Source organism: Mycobacterium sp. SMC-11, assembly GCF_046250095.1.
In the GTDB taxonomy this organism is placed as follows: Bacteria; Actinomycetota; Actinomycetes; order Mycobacteriales; family Mycobacteriaceae; genus Mycobacterium; species Mycobacterium heraklionense_A.
The window spans coordinates 1973491-1993086 of record NZ_CP176430.1 but is presented as its reverse complement, the minus strand read 5'-3'; the positions used below and the strand labels follow the sequence as shown (position 1 = coordinate 1993086).

Annotated in this window: 21 protein-coding genes; 6 read left to right on the top strand and 15 right to left on the bottom strand. The window is 68.5% G+C overall.

The annotated features are described in order from the left end of the window. Positions 1-2 precede the first annotated feature (2 nt). A complete protein-coding gene (arc, locus tag ACKY0X_RS09310; RefSeq protein ID WP_046284116.1) occupies positions 3-1826 on the bottom strand; it encodes a proteasome ATPase in 1824 nt (607 codons plus the stop codon). Between the two features lie 165 nt (positions 1827-1991). On the opposite strand from arc, the gene ACKY0X_RS09305 reads away from it, so the two are divergent. The 3 genes from ACKY0X_RS09305 to ACKY0X_RS09295 are packed head-to-tail and all read left to right on the top strand — an operon-like array spanning position 1992 to position 3327. Then, positions 1992-2486 (top strand): hypothetical protein, encoded by a 495-nt coding sequence (locus ACKY0X_RS09305; RefSeq protein ID WP_064889992.1) that lies wholly within the window; start codon positions 1992-1994, stop codon positions 2484-2486. 11 nt (positions 2487-2497) lie between these two features. Continuing rightward, positions 2498-3031: a hypothetical protein gene (locus ACKY0X_RS09300; protein ID WP_409429196.1), complete on the top strand. Its 534-nt coding sequence runs from the start codon at positions 2498-2500 to the stop codon at positions 3029-3031. Positions 3032-3033: 2 nt separating this feature from the next. Then, positions 3034-3327: a DUF503 domain-containing protein gene (locus ACKY0X_RS09295; RefSeq protein ID WP_409429195.1), complete on the top strand. Its 294-nt coding sequence runs from the start codon at positions 3034-3036 to the stop codon at positions 3325-3327. A 10-nt stretch (positions 3328-3337) separates the two neighbouring features. On the opposite strand, the gene ACKY0X_RS09290 is transcribed toward ACKY0X_RS09295, so the two are convergent. Continuing rightward, complete coding sequence (locus tag ACKY0X_RS09290; protein WP_409429194.1) at positions 3338-4174, bottom strand: tRNA (adenine-N1)-methyltransferase; 837 nt, start codon at positions 4172-4174, stop codon at positions 3338-3340. A 44-nt stretch (positions 4175-4218) separates the two neighbouring features. Between ACKY0X_RS09290 and ACKY0X_RS09285 the strand changes: the two genes are divergently transcribed. Together ACKY0X_RS09285 and ACKY0X_RS09280 are read left to right on the top strand one after the other, a co-directional pair. After that, complete coding sequence (locus tag ACKY0X_RS09285; RefSeq protein ID WP_409429193.1) at positions 4219-5052, top strand: RecB family exonuclease; 834 nt, start codon at positions 4219-4221, stop codon at positions 5050-5052. After that, positions 5049-5828 carry a thioesterase family protein gene (locus ACKY0X_RS09280; RefSeq protein WP_409429192.1) on the top strand — a complete coding sequence of 260 codons (780 nt, stop codon included), beginning with the start codon at positions 5049-5051 and terminating at the stop codon, positions 5826-5828. Before ACKY0X_RS09285 ends, ACKY0X_RS09280 begins: the two co-directional genes overlap by 4 nt. A gap of 6 nt (positions 5829-5834) precedes the next feature. Here ACKY0X_RS09280 and ACKY0X_RS09275 read toward each other — a convergent pair whose 3' ends face one another. From ACKY0X_RS09275 to metH, 5 genes are all read right to left on the bottom strand, one after another. Further along, positions 5835-6317 (bottom strand): DUF4126 family protein, encoded by a 483-nt coding sequence (locus ACKY0X_RS09275; protein WP_409429191.1) that lies wholly within the window; start codon positions 6315-6317, stop codon positions 5835-5837. A gap of 70 nt (positions 6318-6387) precedes the next feature. After that, a complete protein-coding gene (gene hisG, locus ACKY0X_RS09270; RefSeq protein ID WP_409429190.1) occupies positions 6388-7248 on the bottom strand; it encodes an ATP phosphoribosyltransferase in 861 nt (286 codons plus the stop codon). Between the two features lie 2 nt (positions 7249-7250). Then, positions 7251-7532 carry a phosphoribosyl-ATP diphosphatase gene (locus ACKY0X_RS09265; RefSeq protein ID WP_046284100.1) on the bottom strand — a complete coding sequence of 94 codons (282 nt, stop codon included), beginning with the start codon at positions 7530-7532 and terminating at the stop codon, positions 7251-7253. Positions 7533-7611: 79 nt separating this feature from the next. Then, positions 7612-8316, bottom strand: coding sequence for an HAD family hydrolase (locus ACKY0X_RS09260; RefSeq protein ID WP_409429566.1), 705 nt, complete (start codon positions 8314-8316; stop codon positions 7612-7614). 9 nt (positions 8317-8325) lie between these two features. After that, positions 8326-12072 (bottom strand): methionine synthase, encoded by a 3747-nt coding sequence (metH, locus tag ACKY0X_RS09255; protein WP_409429189.1) that lies wholly within the window; start codon positions 12070-12072, stop codon positions 8326-8328. Between the two features lie 202 nt (positions 12073-12274). Here metH and ACKY0X_RS09250 point away from each other — a divergent pair, with 202 nt between their 5' ends. Then, complete coding sequence (locus tag ACKY0X_RS09250; protein WP_046284102.1) at positions 12275-13141, top strand: PAC2 family protein; 867 nt, start codon at positions 12275-12277, stop codon at positions 13139-13141. A gap of 67 nt (positions 13142-13208) precedes the next feature. On the opposite strand, the gene ACKY0X_RS09245 is transcribed toward ACKY0X_RS09250, so the two are convergent. The 8 genes from ACKY0X_RS09245 to ACKY0X_RS09210 form a co-directional block, all read right to left on the bottom strand. After that, complete coding sequence (locus tag ACKY0X_RS09245; RefSeq protein WP_409429188.1) at positions 13209-14087, bottom strand: SDR family oxidoreductase; 879 nt, start codon at positions 14085-14087, stop codon at positions 13209-13211. A 29-nt stretch (positions 14088-14116) separates the two neighbouring features. After that, positions 14117-15352, bottom strand: a complete 1236-nt coding sequence (mshC, locus tag ACKY0X_RS09240; RefSeq protein ID WP_409429187.1) for a cysteine--1-D-myo-inosityl 2-amino-2-deoxy-alpha-D-glucopyranoside ligase — start codon at positions 15350-15352, stop codon at positions 14117-14119. A gap of 24 nt (positions 15353-15376) precedes the next feature. Next, positions 15377-16162: a 3'(2'),5'-bisphosphate nucleotidase CysQ gene (locus ACKY0X_RS09235; protein WP_105295369.1), complete on the bottom strand. Its 786-nt coding sequence runs from the start codon at positions 16160-16162 to the stop codon at positions 15377-15379. 24 nt (positions 16163-16186) lie between these two features. Beyond that, complete coding sequence (locus tag ACKY0X_RS09230) at positions 16187-17014, bottom strand: SCO1664 family protein (protein ID WP_409429186.1); 828 nt, start codon at positions 17012-17014, stop codon at positions 16187-16189. Continuing rightward, positions 16998-17591: a DUF3090 domain-containing protein gene (locus tag ACKY0X_RS09225; RefSeq protein ID WP_047321343.1), complete on the bottom strand. Its 594-nt coding sequence runs from the start codon at positions 17589-17591 to the stop codon at positions 16998-17000. The genes ACKY0X_RS09230 and ACKY0X_RS09225 overlap by 17 nt, the downstream gene beginning before the upstream one ends. Positions 17592-17652: 61 nt before the next feature. Then, positions 17653-18339: a histidine phosphatase family protein gene (locus ACKY0X_RS09220; RefSeq protein ID WP_409429185.1), complete on the bottom strand. Its 687-nt coding sequence runs from the start codon at positions 18337-18339 to the stop codon at positions 17653-17655. After that, on the bottom strand, positions 18336-19190 hold the full coding sequence (locus tag ACKY0X_RS09215; protein WP_409429565.1) for an undecaprenyl-diphosphate phosphatase: 855 nt from the start codon (positions 19188-19190) through the stop codon (positions 18336-18338). Before ACKY0X_RS09215 ends, ACKY0X_RS09220 begins: the two co-directional genes overlap by 4 nt. Positions 19191-19250: 60 nt before the next feature. Further along, the gene (locus ACKY0X_RS09210; protein WP_024440462.1) at positions 19251-19544 is read right to left on the bottom strand and encodes a hypothetical protein; all 294 of its coding nucleotides are present in this window, start codon (positions 19542-19544) and stop codon (positions 19251-19253) included. Positions 19545-19596 lie beyond the last annotated feature (52 nt).

The window sequence follows — 19596 nt, the reverse complement described above, 5'->3', positions numbered from 1 at the left end:
GACTACAGGTACTGGCCCAGGTTGGACTCGGTGTCGATGGCCCGGCTAGCGCTGGAGCTCTTGCCGGTGACCAGGGTGCGGATGTAGACGATCCGCTCGCCCTTCTTGCCCGAGATCCGCGCCCAGTCATCGGGGTTGGTGGTGTTGGGCAGGTCCTCGTTCTCGGCGAACTCGTCGACGATCGAGTCCAGCAGGTGCTGGATGCGCAGACCCGGCTGGCCGGTCTCCAAAACCGACTTGATGGCGTTCTTCTTCGCCCGGTCGACCACGTTCTGGATCATCGCCCCGGAGTTGAAGTCCTTGAAGTACATGACCTCTTTGTCACCGTTGGCGTAGGTGACCTCCAGGAACCGGTTGTCGTCGATCTCGGCGTACATCCGGTCGACGACCTTCTCGATCATCGCCTTGATGCAGGCCGCGCGGTCCCCGCCGAACTCGGCGAGGTCGTCGGCGTGCACCGGCAGCGTCTCGACCAGGTACTTCGAGAAAATGTCTTGCGCGGCTTCGGCATCCGGGCGCTCGATCTTGATCTTGACGTCCAGGCGGCCGGGCCGCAGGATCGCCGGGTCGATCATGTCCTCGCGGTTGGAGGCGCCGATCACGATGACGTTCTCCAGCCCCTCCACGCCGTCGATCTCGCTCAGCAGCTGCGGCACGACGGTGGTCTCCACGTCCGAGGAGACCCCGGTGCCGCGGGTGCGGAAGATCGAGTCCATCTCGTCGAAGAACACGATCACCGGGGTGCCCTCGGAGGCCTTCTCCCGCGCCCGCTGGAAGATCAGCCGGATGTGGCGTTCGGTCTCACCCACGAACTTGTTCAGCAGCTCGGGACCCTTGATGTTGAGGAAGTACGACTTGGCCTCATGGGCGTCGTCGCCGCGCACCTCGGCCATCTTCTTGGCCAGCGAGTTCGCCACCGCCTTGGCGATCAGCGTCTTACCGCAGCCGGGCGGGCCATAGAGCAGCACACCTTTGGGCGGACGCAGCGCATATTCGCGGTAGAGGTCCTTGTGCAGGAACGGCAGCTCCACCGCGTCGCGGATCTGCTCGATCTGGCGAGTCAGGCCGCCGATGTCGCCGTAGCTGACGTCGGGCACCTCCTCGAGCACCAGGTCCTCAACCTCGGCCTTGGGGATGCGCTCGAAGGCGTAGCCGGCCTTGGTGTCGACCAGCAGCGAGTCACCGGGGCGCAGCTTGCGGGGACGCCGGTCATCCGACAGCGCGTCGGGGTTGCTCTCGGGAAGATCCGCGGCGACCAGCGGCTCGGCCAGCCAGACGATGCGCTCCTCATCGGCGTGGCCCACCACCAACGCCCGGTGCCCGTCGGACAGAATTTCGCGCAACGTGGATATTTCGCCGACCGACTCGAAATTGCCGGCCTCGACGACCGTCAGCGCCTCGTTGAGGCGGACCGTCTGGCCCTTCCGAAGGGTTGCTACGTCGATGTTGGGCGAGATGTTCAGCCGCATCCGGCGCCCCGAGGTGAACACGTCGACGGTGTCGTCCTCGTGACTGCCCAACAGCACGCCGTAACCGCTCGGCGGCTGACCGAGTCGATCGACCTCCTCACGCAACGCCAACAACTGCTGACGCGCCTCTTTGAGGGTGTCCATCAGCTTGGAGTTTCGCGCGGTCAGTGAGTCAATATGCGCTTCGAGCTGGCGCACGTCGCGGCCCACGCGAGTGGTGTCCTGCGGGGTGTTGTCGAGCTGCGCGCGCAACACCGCGGCTTCGCGGCGTAGTTCTTCCAACTCGGCGAAGTCATCACCGGGCGTGCCCGGCCCCCCGGACGCGTCGAATGTCTCAGGACGCGGCGAATCTTCCATGTTGCTCATGGTGCGCTCCTTTCCCGAACTGGAAGTTGAAGCGACGGATACCTCAACGCTACCGGCCATTGTGCATTCGCGTGCTCTGTGGCAATCCGACACACCGGCTCCGCTGCTAGCCTCGCTCTCAAATCGGGTGACCAACCGGGCCTAGAAAGGATCCGAATGAACGTGAAATCCCTCGCCACGGGGATGGCAGCCGTCGCGGCCATCAGCGCGGCCGTTTCAACTGTGAGCTACCTGGCAACGCCGGCGCCTGCCGCCGCCGAGGCACCCACGACGGTGTTCTTCGCGCCGCTGCCGTTGGACCCGGCTGCCGCCGTACCGGCCCCCGAGCAGCTGGCCAGCGTGCTCAACACGCTGGCCGACCCCGGTGTCCCCGCCGCCGGCAAGTCCGACCTCGTCGAGGGCGGCCTGGGCCCGGTCGAGACCGGTGCCATCGACCACCGGCTGCAGAAGGCGCTCAAGAAGGGCGCCCTCCCGCTGTCGATCAGCGTGTCCAACGTCGTACCGGCCGGACCCGGAGCGGCCAGCGCAGACGTCACCGCGTCGGGGCCGAAGCTGGAGCCGCACTCGGTGAATCTCACATTCGTCGACCAGGGTGGCTGGAAGCTCTCCCGGTCCTCGCTGTTGTCGTTGTCGCAGCTGACGTCGAACTGATCACAGATCTGATGTACCGGCATCGCAGCACCGTTGCCGCCGCGCTCGCGGCGGCAACGGTGCTGCTGTCGGGCTGTAGCGGCCACCAGCCGGCGGAGCCGGTGGCCGAGGTTCCGGTGACGTCGACGACGGTTCCTGTCCAGGTGCCGTCGTCGGCCTTGCCGGCACCCGAGGCATTGACCGACGTGCTGTACCGGCTGTCGGACCCCGAGGTGCCCGGCGCAGACAAGCTGGCACTCATCGAGGGCGCCAAACCCGCCGACGCCGCAACCATCGACAAGTTCGCCACCGCACTCAAAGACGGCGGCTATCTGCCGCTGAGCCTCGAAGCCGCCGCACTCGGCTGGTCAGACCGCTCCCCAGGCAACGTGACCGCCGACGTCACGGTCAACACGGCCAATCCCGCCACCGGCACGTTCTTCTTCCCGATGGAGTTCACCCCCAATCACGGCGACTGGCAGCTGTCGCAGGCCACCGCCAAGAGCCTGCTGGCGTTCGGCAACGCCAAGACCAGCAGCACTGAGCCGGCACCGCCGGCGCCCTAACGATGTGGATCGGCTGGCTCGAATTCGATCTGCTGCTCGGTGACGTGCACTCGCTCAAGCAGAAGCGCTCGGTGGTGCGACCGATCGTCGCGGAGTTACGTCGCAAGTTCGATGTGTCTGCCGCTGAGACGGGTTCGCCGGATCTGCACCGGCGCAGTGGAATTGGGGTGTCGGCGGTCTCCGGCGACCGCGGGCATCTGGTGCAGATCCTGGACGCGGCCGAGCGGCTGGTGGCCGACCGGCCAGAGATCGAGCTGCTGTCGGTGCGCCGCGGGTTGAGCCGCAGCGACGACTGAGGCCTCGCAGTTAGGCGGGTCCCCGCTTGCGCCCCAACCGAGTCGGGGTGACGGTGTCCGGTGCCAGCCGGCGCGCGCAGACCAAAAATGCGGTGTGGCCACGCATCGCGTGCTGGGGCCGCACCGCTAAGCCGACGACGTTCCAGCCGCGCTGCATGGTCTCCCAGGACCGCGGCTCGGTCCAGCACTGCTGCTCACGCAGCGCCTCGTTCACCTGGGACAACTGCGTGACCGTGGCGACGTAGATCACCAGCACGCCGCCGGGAACCAGGACCCGCGAGACGGTGCCCAGCACGTCCCAGGGCGCCAGCATGTCCAGCACCACCCGATCGATCGACCCGTCGGGCAGGTCGCAGTCGGCCACATCGCCCATCACCAACTGCCAGTTGTCGGGCTGGTGCCCCAGGAAGGTCTCGACGTTGGCGCGGGCGTGCACGGCATGGTCGTCGCGCAGCTCGTAGGAGATCACCTTGCCTTCGGGCCCCACTGCCCGCAGCAGCGACAGTGTCAGGGCCCCCGACCCGGCGCCGGCCTCGAGCACCCGCGCCCCGGGAAAGATGTCGCCCTCGTGGATGATCTGCGCGGAGTCCTTCGGGTAGATCACCTGGGCGCCGCGCGGCATCGACATCACGTAGTCGACCAGCAGCGGCCGCAGCACCAGGAACGGGTCGCCATTGGCGGACTTGACCACGCTGCCGTCGGGCAGCCCGATCACCTCGTCATGCGGAATGGCCCCGCGGTGGGTGTGGAAGTCACCGCCGGGGACCAGCACCGTGGTGTAGCGGCGCCCCTTGGCGTCGGTGAACTGGGCCCGATCGCCCGCCTGAAAAATCCCGGATTCGGACACAGCCGTCCACCCTACGCAGCGTGTGCGAGCGGGGTTGTCAGTGCATGCCCGTAGGGTTCCCGAGTATGAGCAAGCCTGCGTTATCCCCGTCGCGGGCGGCCGATTTCAAACAGTGTCCGCTGCTGTACCGATTCCGGGCCATTGACCGGCTCCCGGAACCGCCGTCAGCAGCGCAACTGCGCGGCTCGGTCGTCCACGGCGCACTGGAGCGGCTCTACGCGCTGCCCGCACCCCAGCGTGACCCCGAGACCGCCCGGGAGCTGGTGGTCCCGGCCTGGGAGCACCTGATCAGCACCTCCCCGGACGTGGGCTCGGGGCTGGACGCCGAGCGGCTCATGGCCGAGGCACGCAAGCTGCTGGCCGGTTACTACCGGCTGGAGGATCCCCGCCGTTTCGACCCGCAGAGCTGTGAGCAGCGGGTCGAGGTCGAGCTAGCCGACGGCACCCTGCTACGCGGTTTCGTCGACCGCATCGACGTCTCCGCGACCGGCGAACTGCGGGTGGTCGACTACAAGACCGGCCGGGCGCCGTCGGCGACCGGGAGGCTGTCCGAGGCCGCCGAATCGAAGGCGCTGTTCCAGATGAAGTTCTATGCGGTGGCCCTGCTGCGGTCCCGCGGCGTGATGCCCGCCCGGTTGCGGCTGATCTATCTGGCCGACGGACAGCTGCTGGACTACTCCCCCGAGCACGCCGAGTTGCTGCGTTTCGAGAAGACCTTGATCGCGATCTGGCAGGCCATCCAAACGGCCGGTGCCACTGGCGATTTCCGCCCGCAGCCGTCACGCCTGTGCGACTGGTGCGCGCACCGCGCGCTGTGTCCGTCGTTCGGGGGGACCCCGCCGCCCTACCCCGGCTGGCCGGCCGACAGCGCGGCATGACCGGCAGCTACTACCGGCGCGCGGAGGGTTCCGGCGGCATCATCTATGAATCCACCGACCTGACCCGCAGCAACTGGGGCCAGCTGCAGCACGGCTCTCCCCCGCTGGCGCTGCTGACCCGCGAGGTCGAGCAGTTGCTCGACGGATCGGATCAGCGGATCGCCCGGTTGAGCCTGGACATCCTGGGGGCGATACCGGTGGCCCCAGTGCGGGTTTCGGCCCGGGTGCAGCGGCCCGGCCGGCGGATCGCTCTGCTGGAAGCCGAGATGTTCACCTGCGACGACGACCGGCCGGTGGCGCGGCTGAGCGCCTGGGCGCTGGCCACCTCCGACACCACCGCGGTGTCCTCCGACCGGCACGCGCCCCTGATCAGCGGGCCGTCGCTACCGCCGCCGGAGTGGTTCGCGCAGGCCAGCGGTTACGCCCATTCGGTGCGCTGGCGGGTCCAGCCGGATGCGCCTGACGGCACCGCGGTCGCGTGGTTGAGTCCGCAGGTGCACCTGGTGGACAGTGAGCCGACCACCGCCCTGCAGCGGTTGGCCATGGTGGTCGACTCCGCGAACGGCGTCGGCGCCGCACTGGATGTGGGCGAGTACATGTTCATGAACACCGACACCGTGGTGCACCTGCACCGGCTGCCGACCGGAGCGGATTTCGGGTTGCGAGCCCGCGCCTCCATCGGACCCGATGGGGTGGGCGTCACCACCGCCGAGTTGTTCGACGACGACGGATTCTTCGGGACGTCAGCGCAGGCACTGCTGGTGCAGCGGCGCTGAGAAGGTTCAGACCACCGCGGTCAACGCGGCGATCGCCAGACCGCCCAGCACCGCGATGACGTCCTCCACCAGTGCGATCGGCAGGTCGTGGCCGCCGTTCGCGGCGACCAGGCGCTGACGCATGGCGAAACCCACCAGGGTGCCGATCACCGCACCGATGATGCCCGCACCGAGTGCCGTCCAGGTGTAGTTCCAGGCCGTGCCGAGCACCGCACCGGCGAACCCGCCCAGCACGATCCGCGCGCCGAACTGCATGGGCACGGTGCGCGCCGGCGTGCTGGGCAGTTGATCGGTGACGAATTCACCGATCGCCAGCAACGTCAAGATGGTGACGGTCGCCGGATGGGTCAGCCACTCGACCCACGTCCCGTTCAAGTTGATCCACTGCAGGACGGCGGCCCAGGCCATTACGGCCGGCGCGGTAAACGCGCGCAGCCCGGCAACGGCACCGATGAACAGCGCGAGCACCAGCACGATGAAATGCGTCACCACTACCTCCCGGGCCAGTCGAGCCGACCACCGGACGCTAACACGGCAAAGGCTCAGCTACCGGAACTGATCAAAATCGGCAGAATCTGATGTCCGAGGCGAGGATGGCCTTCGCGCCGATCGCGGCCAACTCGTCCATGATCGCGTTGACCTCGCGTCGTGGCACCAGCGCGCGCACCGCGGCCCACTCCGGGTCGGCCAGCGGCGCGATGGTCGGCGACTCCAGGCCCGGGGTGATCGCGACGGCCTGCTCGAGCACGCCACGCGGACAGTCGTAGTCGAGCATCAGGTACTGCTGACCGAACACCACGCCCTGCACCCGGGCGGCGAGTTGGTCACGGGCGGCAGCGGTCTCGGCGCTGCGGCCATTGGACGTGGCGCCCTCGATCAACACCGCTTCGGAGTCGCACAGCGACTCACCGAAAGCCACCAGACCGTGCTGGCGCAGGGTGCGCCCGGAGCCCACCACATCGGCGATCGCGTCGGCCACCCCCAACTGGATGGAGATCTCCACCGCCCCGTCGAGCCGGATGACGGTGGCCTCGATGCCCTTGCCGGCCAGGTCCTTGCGGACCAGGTTCGGGTAAGCGGTGGCGATGCGCTTGCCGGCCAGGTCCGCGGCGACCCAGTCCCGCCCGGCCGGGGCGGCGTAACGGAATCGCGAGTAGCCGAAGCCCAGTGCCAGCCGCTCGGCCACCGGCGCCCCGGACTCGGCCGCCAGATCCCGTCCGGTGATCCCGAAGTCCAGCTCGCCGGACCCGACGTAGATGGCGATGTCCTTGGGCCGCAGGAAGAAGAACTCGACCTTGTTGGCCGGGTCGATGACCGTCAGATCCTTGGCGTCGGTGCGGCTGCGGTAGCCGGCCTCCGACAGCATTGCCGCGGCAGCTTCACTGAGCGCCCCCTTGTTGGGGACCGCAACACGCAACATGCTCACAGCTTTCCGTAGACGTCGGACAGCGTCAGCCCGCGCGAGATCATCAGCACCTGGGTCCAATACATCAGCTGGCTGATCTCCTCGGCCAGGTCTTCATCGGACTGGTGCTCGGCGGCCAGCCACACCTCACCGGCCTCCTCCAGGATCTTCTTGCCGATCGTGTGTACACCGGCGTCCAGCGCCGCCACGGTGCCGCTGCCGGCCGGCCGGGTCGCGGCACGCTCGCCGAGCTCGGCGAACAGCTCCTCGAAGGTCTTCACGAGCAGGGATTGTTTCATGTCCGGTCAGGGGCGGTCACGGCAGTTTCGCTAGGCGGGCCTTCGGCTACCGCCGCGAGCGTGCACAGATGCACCGCTTTTACGGCGTGTCGACGTGCAGACACGCACGCTCGCGAGCTGACGACGCGGCCAGCTGGGCGCAGATTTCGTGCAGGTCCGCCAACCCGAGCCCGGTCAGGGACGCCACCTGGTGGCGTCGAGCGCCGGCCGGCACCGGTAGCGCGTTGGGCACGACCAGCACCGCGCACCCGGCCGCCTCGGCCGCGGCGGCACCCGTCGGCGAGTCCTCCACGGCCAAACACCAGCGCGGATCGGTGTCCAGCAGCTGAGCGGCACGCAGATAGGGATCCGGCGCCGGCTTGCCCGCGGGCACCTCGTCACCACAGACCACCGCCGCGAAATAGTGCCGGCCGATGCTGCCCAGCGCCCGCTCGGCCAGCATCCGCGGGGTGTTGGTCACCAAGGCCGTCGGCATCCCCGCACCGGCCAGCTCCTCGAGCAACTCCCGGGCGCCGTCGCACCAGGGCAGGCCCGCGTCGAACAGTTCACCGGTGAAATCGTGCAGCCAGCGCGCCGAGGCCGCCATGGCCGCCGGATCGAGCGGCAGCCCCAGGTCGTCGTAGACGATCCGCATGGTGTCCTCGGCACACCCGCCGACCGTGGACGCCCGGACTTCCGGGGTCAGCACCCCGCCGAGGCGGTCGTAGAGCGCGTCCATCGCGACGTCCCACAGCTTCTCGGAATCGACCAGGGTGCCGTCCATGTCGCACAGCACCGCCCGCAGCGCCAGGGGTCAGTCCTCCGGGTTGTAGGCGAGGTTGGAGGACAGCCAGCGCTCACCTTCCCGCAGGGTCCAGCCCTTGCGCTTGGAGTAGTCGGCGACCTGGTCCTGGGCCATCCGGCCCACCACGAAGTACTGCGACTGCGGGTGCGAGTAGTACCAGCCGCTGACGGCGGCGCCGGGCCACATCGCCATCGACTCGGTCAGCTCGATGCCGGTGCGCGTGTGGACGTCCATCAACTCCCACAACGTCGCCTTCTCGGTGTGTTCCGGGCAGGCCGGGTAGCCGGGAGCGGGGCGAATGCCCTGGTACTTCTCGGCGATCAGTGCCTCGTTGTCCAACTGCTCGTCGGGCTGGAATCCCCAGAACTCCTTGCGAACCCGCTGGTGCATCCGTTCGGCGAAGGCCTCCGCCAACCGGTCGGCGATCGACTCCAGCAGGATCGCGCTGTAGTCGTCGAGGGCCTCCTTGAACTCCGCGATCTTCTCGCCGCTGCCCAGCCCCGCGGTGACGGCGAAGGCGCCGACATAGTCCGCCAGACCGGTGTCCTTGGGCGCGATGTAGTCACCCAGCGACCGGTTCGGGATGCCGGCCCGGTGCTCGCCCTGCTGGCGCAGGTTGTGCAACGTGGCCCGCACCTCGGTACGGGTCTCGTCGGTGTAGATCTCGACGTCGTCGCCGCCGGGGACGGCGTTGGCCGGGAAGAAGCCGATGACCCCGTTGGCGCGCAGCCACTTCTCCTTGATCAGGGTGTCGAGCATTGCCTGGGCGTCGTCGTAGAGCTTGCGCGCGGCCTCGCCCGACACCGGGTTGTTGAGGATGTCGGGGAAGCGCCCCTTCATCTCCCAGGCGTTGAAGAACGGCTGCCAGTCGATGAACTCGCGCAACTCGGCGAGGTCGTAGTCAAGGAACTCGCGCACCCCGAGGCCCTGGGCGGGCACCGGCGGCGTGTAGCCGTCCCACTCGATCGGTGTCCGGTTCGCGCGGGCCTTCTCCAACGGCACCATCGGCCGCTCGTTCTTCTGGGCGTGCCGTTCCCGCAGGGCCGCGTAGTCGGCCTCGGTGGACTCCAGCAGCGCCGGGCGCTGCTTGTCGTCGAGCAGCGCGGCCGCGACCGGCACCGAGCGAGACGCATCCTTGACCCAGACCACCGGACCGCTGCGGCGTGGCGAGATCTTCACCGCCGTGTGGGCCCGCGAGGTGGTCGCGCCACCGATCAGCAGCGGGATCTGAAGGCCTTCGCGTTCCATCTCGACGGCGAAGTTGACCATCTCGTCCAGCGACGGGGTGATCAGCCCGGACAAGCCGATGATGTCGGCGTCGTGCTCCTTGGCCGCGGTCAGGATCTTCTCGGCGGGCACCATCACACCGAGGTCGACCACGGTGTAGTTGTTGCACTGCAGCACAACCCCGACGATGTTCTTGCCGATGTCGTGGACGTCGCCCTTTACGGTCGCCATCACGATCGTGCCGTTGGTGTTGTCGGCTTCCCCGGGCTGCTTCTCCGCCTCGATGTACGGCAGCAGGTAGGCCACGGCCTTCTTCATCACCCGGGCCGACTTCACGACCTGGGGCAGGAACATCTTGCCCGCGCCGAAGAGGTCGCCGACGACGTTCATGCCGTCCATCAGCGGGCCCTCGATCACCTCGATCGGTCGGCCGCCCGCCGCGGCGATCTCGGCCCGCAGCTCCTCGGTGTCGGCGTCGACGTGGGCATCGATGCCCTTGACCAGGGCGTGCGTGATCCGCTCGCGGACCGGCAGGGATCGCCACTCGGCGGCCGCGGGGTCTTCCGCCTTCTCGGAGGTGTTGAACCGTTCGGCGATCTCCAGCAGCCGCTCGGCGGCATCGGGACGACGGTTGAGCACCACGTCCTCGATGCGGTCGCGCAGTTCGAGGTCGATCGAGTCGTAGGGCACCAGGGCGCCGGCGTTGACGATGCCCATGTCCAGGCCGGCCTTGATGGCGTGGAACAGGAACACCGCGTGGATCGCCTCGCGGACCGGGTTGTTGCCCCGGAACGAGAACGACACGTTCGAGATGCCGCCGGAGATGTGCACCCCGGGCAGATTCTCCTTGATCCAGGCGCAGGCCTCGATGAAGTCGATGCCGTAGGTGGCGTGCTCCTCGATGCCGGTCGCCAGCGCGAAGCAGTTGGGGTCGAAGATGATGTCCTCGGCCGGGAAGCCGACCTGCTCGGTCAGGATCCGGTAGGCGCGCCCACAGATCTCCTTGCGGCGCTCCAGGTTGTCGGCCTGCCCCTGCTCGTCGAAGGCCATCACGACCACGGCGGCACCGTACTTGCGGCACAGCCGGGCCTCGCGGATGAACTTCTCCTCGCCCTCCTTCATGGAGATCGAGTTGACGATCGGCTTGCCCTGGACGTTCTTCAGGCCCGCCTCGATGACCTCCCACTTGGACGAGTCGATCATCACCGGGACGCGGCTGATGTCCGGTTCGGTCGCGATTAGTTTGGTGAACCGGTCCATCGCGGCGACGCCGTCGATCATGCCTTCGTCCATGTTGATGTCGATGACCTGCGCACCGACCTCGACCTGCTGCAGCGCGACCGACAGCGCGGTGTCGTAATCCTCGGCCTTGATCAGGTTGCGGAACCGGGCGGAGCCGGTGATGTTGGTGCGTTCACCGATGTTGACGAACAGGGAGCCGTCGGTGATGTTGAGCGGTTCCAGGCCCGAAAGCCGGGTGGCCACCTCGATCTCGGGCAGCACGCGCGGCGGCTTGCCCTCGACGACCTTGGCGATCTCGGCGATGTGCGGCGGCGCCGTCCCGCAGCAACCCCCGACGATGTTGACCAGCCCGGCGTCGGCGAAGTCGGCGATGTAGCCGGCCTGCCGCTCCGGGGACTCGTCGTATTCGCCAAAGGCGTTGGGCAGGCCCGCGTTCGGATAGCAGGAGACGTAGGTGTCGGCGATCCGCGCCATCTCGGCGATGTAGGGCCGCATCTCCGGCGCGCCCAGGGCGCAGTTGAGGCCCACCGCGATCGGCTTCGCGTGCCGGATCGAGTTCCAGAACGCCTCGGTGACCTGCCCTGACAGCGTGCGCCCGGAGGCATCGGTGATGGTGCCGGAGATGATCACCGGCCAGCGGCGGCCGCGGTCCTCGAACAGCGTCTCGACGGCGAACACCGCCGCCTTGGAGTTCAGCGAGTCGAAAATGGTCTCGATGAGCAGGATGTCGGCGCCACCGTCGACCAGGCCGTTGGCGGCTTCGAGGTAGGCGGCGACCAGTTGGTCGTAGGAGACGTTGCGGGCGCCCGGGTCGTTGACGTCCGGCGAGATCGACGCGGTGCGGGTGGTCGGCCCGAGCGCACCGGCCACGTAGCGCGGCTTGTCCGGGGTGCTGAACTCGTCGGCCGCCTTGCGGGCCAGGGCGGCTCCGGCGTAGTTCAGCTCGTAGCTCAGGTCGACCATGTCGTAGTCGGCGAGCGAGACCGCGTTCGCGTTGAACGTGTTGGTCTCCAGGATGTCCGCGCCCGCCTCGAGGTATTCGCGGTGGATGCCCTCGATGATCTGCGGTTGCGTCAGGGTGAGCAGGTCATTGTTGCCCTGCAGCGCGGTCGGCCACTCGGTGAATCGGTCGCCGCGGTAACCGGCCTCGTCCGGACGGTCCCGCTGAATGGCCGTGCCCATCGCGCCGTCGATCACCATGATCCGCTGGCTCAACGCAGCCTTCAGCTCGTCGGTGCAGTCAGGCCGGATGTTGGGCGCGAAGATTTCGGCCTCGGGGACAGTCATGCGGGCTCCTTCCGTGGCGGAAGGCGTCCTTAACTCTGTCGAGCGTGGCGGCCACCGGCAGAGACCGGCGAACCGTTGCAACGCCTCTCGACGTGAAAAGTCTACGTGGTCACCCAGCGTCGGGACGAATGCCCCGACCAACATGCCGACTCCCCCGGTCCGGTGCGGCCCGTGATCTTTGCGCAGGCCTTACCCTGGCCTTGTGACCCGACCGGATGACGGCGCTGCCCTTCCCGAACTGCACGACACCATCGTCGTGGCTGCGTTCGAGGGCTGGAATGACGCCGGCGACGCCGCCAGCGACGCGGTGCAGCATCTCAACAGCATCTGGGAGGCCCGGCTGATCGTCGAGATCGACGACGAGGCCTACTACGACTACCAGGTGAATCGGCCGGTGATTCGCCAGCTCGACGGCGTCACCCGGGAGCTGGTCTGGCCGTCGATGCGCATTTCGCACTGCCGGCCGCCGGGCAGCGATCGCGACATCGTGCTGATGCACGGCGTCGAGCCGAACATGCGGTGGCGGTCGTTCTGCGCCGAGCTGCTGGCGGTGATCGAAGAACTCGACGTCGACACCGTGGTGATCCTGGGCGCGCTGCTGGCCGACACCCCGCACACCCGGCCGGTGCCGGTGTCGGGGGCCGCGTACTCGGCGGAGTCGGCCACCCGCTTCGGGTTGACCGAGACCCGCTACGAAGGTCCGACCGGGATCACCGGGGTGTTCCAGGACGCCTGTGTGGCGGCCGGGATTCCGGCGGTCACCTTCTGGGCGGCGGTGCCGCACTACGTCTCGCAGCCTCCCAACCCCAAGGCCACGGTCGCCCTGCTGCGCCGCGTCGAGGACGCCCTGGACATCGAGGTCCCGCTGGGTGACCTGCCGGCGCAGGCCGAGGAGTGGGAGCTGGCGGTCAGCGAGATGGCCAGCGAGGACGACGAGATCGCCGACTACGTGGCCTCCTTGGAGGAACGCGGCGACGCCGAGGTCGACATGACCGAGGCGCTGAACAAGATCGACGGCGACGCGTTGGCCGCCGAGTTCGAGCGCTACCTGCGGCGCCGGCGGCGCTGAATCCGCCGTGCTCATGCGGCGGTCCCAGCTTCGCCTCTCCTCCGTCGAGCCTCGCTGAACCGCCGGGCTACTTTTCCTTTTCCCGGGCCTCGTTGTAGGCACTGGTGGAGCGGCCCAGCGCGGCGACTTCGGCGTCCATCCGCGGCACGATGGCGGCGGCTCCCTTGATGAAGGGGGCTTCCACCTGCCGCAGCGTCAGCACCGGCTTGAGCCAACGCAACACCCCCACCCAACCCGGGCAGTAGACGCGGCGCCGACGGCCCTCGATACCCGCGACGAAGGCGTCGACACACTTGTCGACGGTGGTGGTCTTGTTCAGCGGCCACGGCAGTTTGGCCAGCATCTCGTCGAAGGCCCCCAGGTCGGCCTTGGTGTCGCGAACCAAGGGGGTGTCGATCCAACCCATGTGGGCCGACCCGACCTCCACGCCCTGGTAGGCGACCTCCTGGCGCAGCGCGCTGGCGAAGTGCTCGACGCCGGCCTTGGCCGCGTCGTAGGACGCCATCCCGGCCAGCGGAGTGAACGCTGCCAGCGAGGACACGACCAGTACATAACCGCGACGCTCGATGATCGATGGCAATGCCGCGCGCACGGTGTTGAACACCCCGACCACGTCGATGTCGATGACCCGCTTGAACGTCTCGGGATCCACATTCAGCACCGAGCCGTAGCTGGCGATGCCGGCGTTGGCGACGACGGTGTCGATGCCGCCGAATCGCTGCACGGCCTGCGCAGCCACCGCCTGCATTTCGGACAGATCCCGCACGTCGGCGACGGCGGTCAGCACCCGGTCACCGAGGTCGTCGGCCAGCTTGGTGAGGGCGGCCTCATCCAGGTCCGTCACCACCACAGAGGCACCCTGGGAGTGCAGCCGGCGGGCCAGCTGCTCGCCGATACCGTGCGCGCCACCGGTGATGAAAATGACTTGGGAGTGAATCGAAGACATGGGCTCAACCTACCCCCGCGGCGGGTGGCCTACAGCGCCACTCCCAGCAGCGCATCCACCGCCGTGGCCACCAGCCGCGGTGCGGCAGCGTCGTGTCCGCCGTACTCGCACGCATCGGTCGCCCAGCCGTCCAACGCGGCCAACGCCTTGACGGTGTCCAGGTCGTCGGCCAGGTAGTGACGCACCCGGCCGATGACGTCCTCGGCAGCCGGTCCGGCCGGCAGCGTCGTCGCGGCCCGCCAACGGTCCAGCCTCGCCTCGGCCGCCGCCAGGGTCGCGTCGTCCCAGAACCGGTCGCTGCGGTAGTGCCCGGCCAGCAGGCCCAGCCGGATCGCGGCCGGATCGGTCCCCTGAGCGCGCAGCTTGGAAACCAGCACCAGGTTGCCGCGGCTCTTGGACATCTTGTGCCCGTCCCAGCCGATCATGCCCGCGTGCACGTAGTGCCGGGCGAAACGGCGCTCCCCCGTGAGGGATTCGGCATGCGCGGCGGAGAACTCGTGGTGCGGGAAGACCAGATCGGAGCCACCGCCCTGGATGTCGAGACCGGAGCCGATACGGCTCAACGCGATCGCCGCACACTCGACATGCCAACCCGGCCGGCCGGCCCCGAACGGCGCAGACCAACTGGGCTCACCCGGACGGGCGGCGCGCCACAACAAGGCGTCGAGCGGGTCGGCCTTGCCGGCCCGATCCGGGTCGCCGCCGCGCTCGGCGAACAGCTCCAACATGGTGGCGCGATCGAATCCGGATTCGTAGCCGAACTGCTCGGTGGCGTCGGCGCGGAAGTAGATGTCGGGGTAGTCGCCGTCGACGACGTAGGCCGATCCAGCGGCGAGCATCTTTTCGACGAGCTCTACAACCTCGGCTATGGCCTCGGTGGCCGCCACGTAGTCGTGGGGCGGCAGCACCCGCAAGGCGGTCATATCGGTGCCGAACAGCTCGACCTGACTGGCCGCCAGCTCCTCCCACTGCACCCCGTCGCGCTCGGCACGCTCGAGCAGCGGGTCGTCGACGTCTGTGACGTTCTGCACGTAGTTCACCTGGTGGCCGGCGTCGAGCCAGAGCCGGTGAATCAGGTCGAACACCAGATAGGTGGCGGCGTGGCCGAGGTGCGTGGCGTCATAGGGCGTGATGCCGCAGACGTACATGCTGGCCGTCGGGCCGGGCGACACCGGGCGCACCTGCCGGTCGGCGGTGTCATAGAGGCGCAGCGCCGGGCCGCGCCCGGGCAGGACCGGAACGGCCGGCGCGGACCACGATTGCATGCCCACGACTTTAAGGCCCCTCCTCTAAAGGACCGTCCGCCGCATCGCGTCCAGCAGAATCGGCGCCACGTCGGGCCGGCACATCAGCAGGTCGGGCAGGTAGGGGTCGGGGCGGTTGTAGCGCAACGGCGAACCGTCGATGCGGGAGGCGTGCAGGCCCGCCGCCAGCACCACACCGGCCGGGGCCGCCGAATCCCATTCCCACTGCCCGCCGGCGTGCAGATAGGCGTCCACGTCGCCGCGCACCACGGCCATCGCCTTGGCGCCCGCCGAACCCATCAGCACCGGCTCCACCGGCAACACCTCGCGGATGAGCCGGACCACCGCGGGCATCCGGGATGCGCTGACCGCGACCCGAATGGGGTTCGGCGGCCCGGCCGGCGTGGCGGGCCGGGCGACCGTGTCGGTGCGGAAGACCACGTTGCTTCGATTGTCATAGGCTGGCAGTGACACCGCGGCGTCGGTGATGGTGCCGAAGCCGTCGGGGCCGCCACGCTGCCACAGCGCGATGTGCACCGCCCAGTCGTCGCGTCCGGGTGTGGTGAATTCGCGGGTGCCGTCGAGTGGGTCGACGATCCAGACCCGGTCCGACCGCAGCCGGGCCAGGTTGTCCGGCGATTCCTCGCTGAGCACCGCGTCGCCGGGGCGCGCGTCACGCAGCCTGCGGATGATCAGCTGGTTGGCTCGGCCGTCGCCGGTGTCGCCGAGGTGCCACGGTTGCGCGAAGCCCACCTCGTCACGCACCGCCAGCAAGAGTTTTCCGGCCTCGACTGCCAGTTCGGCGGCCAGCGCCGCGTCGGTCAGCGTCACGTTTGGCAGTATCCCCGACGCGAACTAGAACGCCGGCCAAGGGATCGGGCGATGGCGGTTCGGGCCGGGCATCACCGGGTGGTCCAGCAGGTCGGCGACGCGGCAGCGCAGTGCCGCGATCTCCTCGGCGGTCAGGTGCGGTTGCAGCGCTGCCGCCAGCGGGCCATCCAGCGCCACCAGCAGCCGCGACAGGGCCGGCAACGCCTCGTCGTCCAGGTCGGACACCGACTTGCCCGCCCACCCCCACAGCACGGTGCGCAACTTGTCCTGGGTGTGCAGGCTCACGCCGTGGTCAACGCCGTAGACGCGGCCGTCGGTGCCGCACAGCACGTGTCCGCCCTTGCGGTCGGCGTTGTTGATCACCACGTCGAAGACGGCGAGGCGGCGCAACCGAATGTCGTCGGCGTGCACCAGCGTGACCGGGCCGCCGTCGTGGCCGTAAGCCTGCAACACCGGCAGGTAGCCCGCCGGAACGTGATCGCCCGGAACCACGTCGACCAGGCCGGGCTCCGACGAACCGTCCTGCGCTTCGTCCTCGTCTTCGGGTTGATCCACCCAGCGCTGCACCATGCCCGGGCCCGCCGGACCGTCCCGAATGATGGTGTAGGGCACCAGATTCCAGCCCAACTCGACCGAGATCAGGTGCGCGCCGAGTTCGCGGCCGGCCAGGGTGCCGTCGGGGAAATCCCAGAGCGGCTGTTCACCGGCGACCGGCTTGTAGACGCAGTGGACGCGCTGCTCCCCCAGCGTGGCCTGGCACAGAAAGGTGGCGTTGCTCGCCGAGCGGATTCGGCCCAGGATCTCCAGCTCCCCGGAGCGCAACGCCTCCCGGTCGTCAGATATCTGCGTCATCGGGCTCATCGTCGGGCCCGAAAGCACCCCGCCGATAGCCGTTGGTGCGCACGCACATGTGACCGGCGGGGTCCAGCGGCTCGTCGCACAGCGGACACGGCGGGCGGCCCGCCGAGATGACCCGGTTGGAGCGGGTGGCGAACTGGCGCGCGGACTCCGGGGTGAGGAACACCCGCACCGCGTCCGGCCCCTCGTCGGTGTCGTCGAGCACCACCGAGGCGTCGAATTCGGCGTCACTGACCGCGAGCAGCTCCACCACCACCGTCTGCGCCTCGGAATCCCAACCCAACCCCATGGTGCCAACCCGGAACTCCGCGTCCACCGGTGTGACCAGCGGGTCCAGGTCGTCGATCTCGGTGGGCTCGGGCGGCACCGGGGTGCCGAATCGGCGGTTGACCTCCAGCAGCAGCGCACCGATCCGTTCTGACAGCACCGCGACCTGCTGCTTTTCCAGCACCACCGAGACCACCCGCTCGTCGTGGACGGCCTGCAGATAGAAGGTGCGGTTGCCGGGCTGGCCGACGGTCCCGGCCACGAAACGGTCGGGGGTGCGGAAGACGTGAATTGCTCGGGACATGGCATCTCCAAAATACCGGCAGTTGAGGCGGCCGACGGTATCTGGCTTCGGCGAGGTGGGCCTAGGTGGTGGACCCGCCGACCACCGCGTCGCTTTCACCGACGGGACCGGCCGGCGAACTCTGTACCGCGGCGGCCAACGACGCTCCGGTGTGGTTGAGGTGAATCACGAAGGGACGCAACGGCGTGTAGCGGATCACGCTGGCCGATGCCGGGTCGGCGGTGATCCGCTGAAAGCCATCCAGATGCACGCCGAGCGCGTCGGCGATGACGGCCTTGATGACGTCGCCGTGGGTGCACGCCACCCACAGCACATCGGCGCCGTGTTGCTCGGCCAGCTGCCGGTCGTGGTCGCGGACCGCGGTGACGGCCCGGGCCTGCACCTGCGCCAGGCCTTCACCATCGGGGAAGATCGCCGCGCTGGGCTGTGCCTGCACCACCCGCCACAGCGGCTCGGCGGTCAGCTCGCTGATCTTGCGCCCCGTCCAGGTGCCGTAGTCGACCTCGGCCAGCCGGTCGTCGACGAGGGGCTCCAGCCCCAGGGCAGCGGCCAGCGGCTCGACGGTGCGGCGGCAGCGCAGCAGCGGTGAGCGCACCACCGCCTTGATCGGCAGGCCGTCGAGCCGGCCGACGAGCTGTGCGGCCTGCTCGCGGCCCAGGTCGTCGAGTTCGACGCCTTCGGTGCGCCCGGCGAGCACCCCGGAGGTGTTCGAGGTGGACCGGCCATGGCGCAGCAGGATGACGGTCATGACGAGGCCGCCAACACGCCGGTGGCCAGCAGGATCAGGATCGTGGTCCCGGCGATGACCCGGTACCCGACAAACCAGTACATGGTGTGACTGCTGACGAACCGCAGCAGCCAGCTGATCGCCGCGTAGCCGACGACGAAGGTGATCACCACCGAGACCAGCAGTTGCAGCCCGGTGGCGCTCATTCCCTCGGTGACCGGATTGAAGGCGTTGGGCAGTTCGTGCAGGCCCGAGGCGAAGACCGCCGGGATGCCCAGCAGGAAGCCGAACCGGGCGGCCAGCGCCCGGTCCATTCCCAGGAACAGGCCGGCGCTGATCGTCGCCCCGGAGCGCGAGACGCCCGGGATCAGTGCCAGACACTGCGCGGCGCCGACCAGGAAGCCGTCCCTGACGGTCAACTGTTCGGCATGCCGTTTCTGGCGGCCGACGTACTCGGCGGCGGCGATCACCAGCGAAAACCCGACCATCGCCGAGGCGATCACCCAGAGGTTGCGTACGTCGCCGCGGATGAAGTGCTGGAACAGCACGCCGACGATCACGATCGGGATGCTGCCGACGATGACGTACCAGCCCATCCGGTAGTCGGTCTTGCGTTCGGCGGGCAGGGGTGTTTTGGCCAGCGCCGAGGCCACCCCGGACAGCCAGGCGGTGGCGATGCGCGCGATGTCCTTGGCGAAATAGACCAGTACGGCGATCTCGGTGCCGATTTGGGTGACCGCGGTGAAGGAGGCGCCGGCGTCACCGGCGAAGAACAGCCGGGAGACCAGGGCCAGGTGTCCCGAGGATGAGACAGGCAGAAACTCGGTGAGGCCCTGGACGATCGCCAGGACGACTACTTGCGGCCACGACATCACAGCCGCCTCGACTACCGATACGACCTCAGTCACGACGATGACCGTACCGGGCGGGTGTCAGCGGGTCAGACCGGATACCACGTCGCGCACCGCGGCGGCCAGGCTGCGCTCATCGGTGACGTCGATCTCGAAAAGGTGCCGGCTCGCGGTGGCGACCACGTCCTCGTCGTGCGGGACCGGGCCGGCCAGGCGGGGCCGGTAGATGTCCACCACGAGCTTCTGCTGCTCAGTGTGGAAGGAGAAACTGCGGCCGTCGCCGACCTCGCCGAAACCACTGGCGAAGGCCCCCGTCCAGATCTCCTCGATGCGGAACTCCGAACATGCCAGCTGCCAGTCATCGACCACAGTCATGGCCGAGAGGTTACACCTAAGCGAACTTATTGTTCGGCCGGACATGCGAGCT